Annotated in this window: 4 protein-coding genes; all 4 read right to left on the reverse strand. The window is 49.0% G+C overall.

Features of this window, described 5'->3' with window-relative positions:
- Positions 1-168: 168 nt before the first annotated feature.
- Positions 169-384: a hypothetical protein gene (locus tag ACUH78_RS19065; protein ID WP_075123232.1), complete on the reverse strand. Its 216-nt coding sequence runs from the start codon at positions 382-384 to the stop codon at positions 169-171.
- 52 nt (positions 385-436) lie between these two features.
- Positions 437-904 (reverse strand): hypothetical protein, encoded by a 468-nt coding sequence (locus ACUH78_RS19070; RefSeq protein ID WP_079890275.1) that lies wholly within the window; start codon positions 902-904, stop codon positions 437-439.
- A 7-nt stretch (positions 905-911) separates the two neighbouring features.
- Complete coding sequence (locus tag ACUH78_RS19075) at positions 912-1,637, reverse strand: hypothetical protein (protein WP_102053792.1); 726 nt, start codon at positions 1,635-1,637, stop codon at positions 912-914.
- Between the two features lie 92 nt (positions 1,638-1,729).
- Positions 1,730-2,102, reverse strand: a 373-nt coding sequence (locus ACUH78_RS19080; protein WP_445334430.1) for a hypothetical protein, incomplete at its 5' end; no start/stop codon positions are given.

Genomic DNA, 2,102 nt, shown 5'->3' on the forward strand with positions numbered 1-2,102 from the left:
TAAGGTTGATAATCTCTACAGCGCTTGTCCCTCAGCATTCAGGCAAGTACCTGACCTGCCAGGTCTCCCCGGCAGCGGAAGAACATCTAAATTAACGGCGGTAAATGAGAATTCTTTAGCTTTCCTGGCTGTTTTTTCTGCATTTTTTTGCGTAAGTTTTCGTCGTGCTCATGGCGCCAGAACATACCCTGCCTGCAACCCTTGCACCTCAACGCCCTGGGTGATCGCCTGTCCAGGCACGGCAGGAACATTCGCTGGCGTTGCGCCTGCTGTGGCGCGGAACATGACATAAGTTGAACCGTTATTGTCCGTCGCCAAAACCTGGGGCGGAACCACGATGCCCTGCTCGTTGCGGTAGAGGATGACCGCCAGCCGGACGCTCATATCCAGCCTGACCTGCGCGGCTTCGGTCTTCGGCGTATCGAAATGGGCATCATTACTTCATTGCAAGCGCTGCCACCTTCACTAAATCTTCTTTGCTTAAGTTAAGGTCTTTGGTAACTTTTGCCAGCATTTGATTTGCATCTGCCAACGCTCCAGATAGCGCATTGATCATTGCCTGGCTCTGCGCAACTTTCACCTGTCGCGTTTCGTCGCTAAGGCTGGCATCGTTCATGATCTGTTGGAGTTTTTCCTGTTCAGCCTTGAGCTTTTCTTTAAGGTCGCGGATCATTTTCAGAATGCGCTGCACTTCATCGGGGAGGCCGCTATTTTCAATGTCGTCGTATTTCCCTGATGTTTTCTTGTTGGCTTGCCCAGCCATCATAAGGCCAGCCATTGAAATTTTTACAGAGCCTGCGTCATCTGGCTGAGTATTTCCAAGGGGAGACTGCGCACTGCCCGTTGTGATGGTCTGCGCAGGCTGTACGGACATGATGCCGGTTGACGATGTGATGATGCTCATGCGTCCGTCACCCTTGTGAGACTGCCCTTGAGTCCTGTGGCTCTACGGCTTTTGCCGAACGTTGCGCTTGGGCCATTTGTTCAAGTTGCTTGATCAGTTCAGCAATGTCCACATCTTTAGGAACATTCAGTTCTTCAATGCTTTCACCACGAGATAGGCGCTGTGCCAGCTCAGAGAAATTGACTTGGTAGCTTGATGAATTACCGCTTGAATAGTTGCGATCTTGCGGAGAATAGGTTTCTTTCGCTACAGTAGCCCCGGTAACTGGTGAAGCATTTGCAACAGCAGCGATGAGCTTCATGGAATTGATTGCGCCACCACGACTCCCGTTAAATTCACTTCCGGCATATGTGGGAAGTTGTTTTTGCTGAAAATCCCATTGATTGTATTTTGCGTCTTGATTTATCCCCTTGCCATCAGGGCCAAATTCTACTGAGCCAGATATATATCCGAAATTGACTTGTTCGTAAGTCAGAAGTTTTGCGTCGATAAGCCCTCTGTAAAGAGTGAGCATATCATTGCGGCTGGCATCTTTAACATTGATATCTTTTACTATCTCTTTAAATTTATCATAATCATCCTGACTTAGAACGCCACCCAATACCCCGTTTTGGCTGGTTTCTTTCCCTACTTTTACGGTAAATCCCTCATACTGTTTGGGATCAAGCAGTGAACGGTTCGCGTTGAGTGATAAATTGCCCAGTGCATTTGATAACGGGTTAATTGATGGCATGGTCTATGATTCTCCCTTTGAGTTGCCATGACGCGATTTTGATAGAACTGGGGAGCAGACGATGGCTCCCCAGTTCAGCTTTATTAAATCAATCAAGTGCCAGGGATTGTGAACAGTGGCATACGACCTTCCATACGCCAGTTACGTACTTGAGATGTACCTACGTTCTCGATGCGATAACGGTATTGGCCGGTAGCACTGGGTACGAAGCTCCGATTAACAGTTCTTGCTCCATTACTGGTGGTCGAAGACACGAGAGACCACGACGAACCAGAACGTCGCTCAATGATATGGGCGATCCTGCTCGTCGGGTTGTTGCCGGAAAGGTCTTCAAACTTGAACGTCACCGAGCCAATGCACGAGATGCTGAACTCATACACGTTCTGAGAATCACCTGCAGAAAGGCTTGCCCCGCTGCTGGTGATGTTCATATAAGCGCATGCAGCAGCCGCCATGTTGCTGGTA

This window comes from Thauera sp. ZXT1-4 (genome assembly GCF_052598215.2).

What these genes read in the sequence shown, in the direction of transcription:
- ACUH78_RS19065 (WP_075123232.1), bottom strand. Translation starts at nt 384, where the DNA reads ATGAGCGTCCGGCTGGCGGTCATCCTCTACCGCAACGAGCAGGGCATC.
- ACUH78_RS19070 (WP_079890275.1), bottom strand. Translation starts at nt 904, where the DNA reads ATGAGCATCATCACATCGTCAACCGGCATCATGTCCGTACAGCCTGCG.
- ACUH78_RS19075 (WP_102053792.1), bottom strand. Translation starts at nt 1,637, where the DNA reads ATGCCATCAATTAACCCGTTATCAAATGCACTGGGCAATTTATCACTC.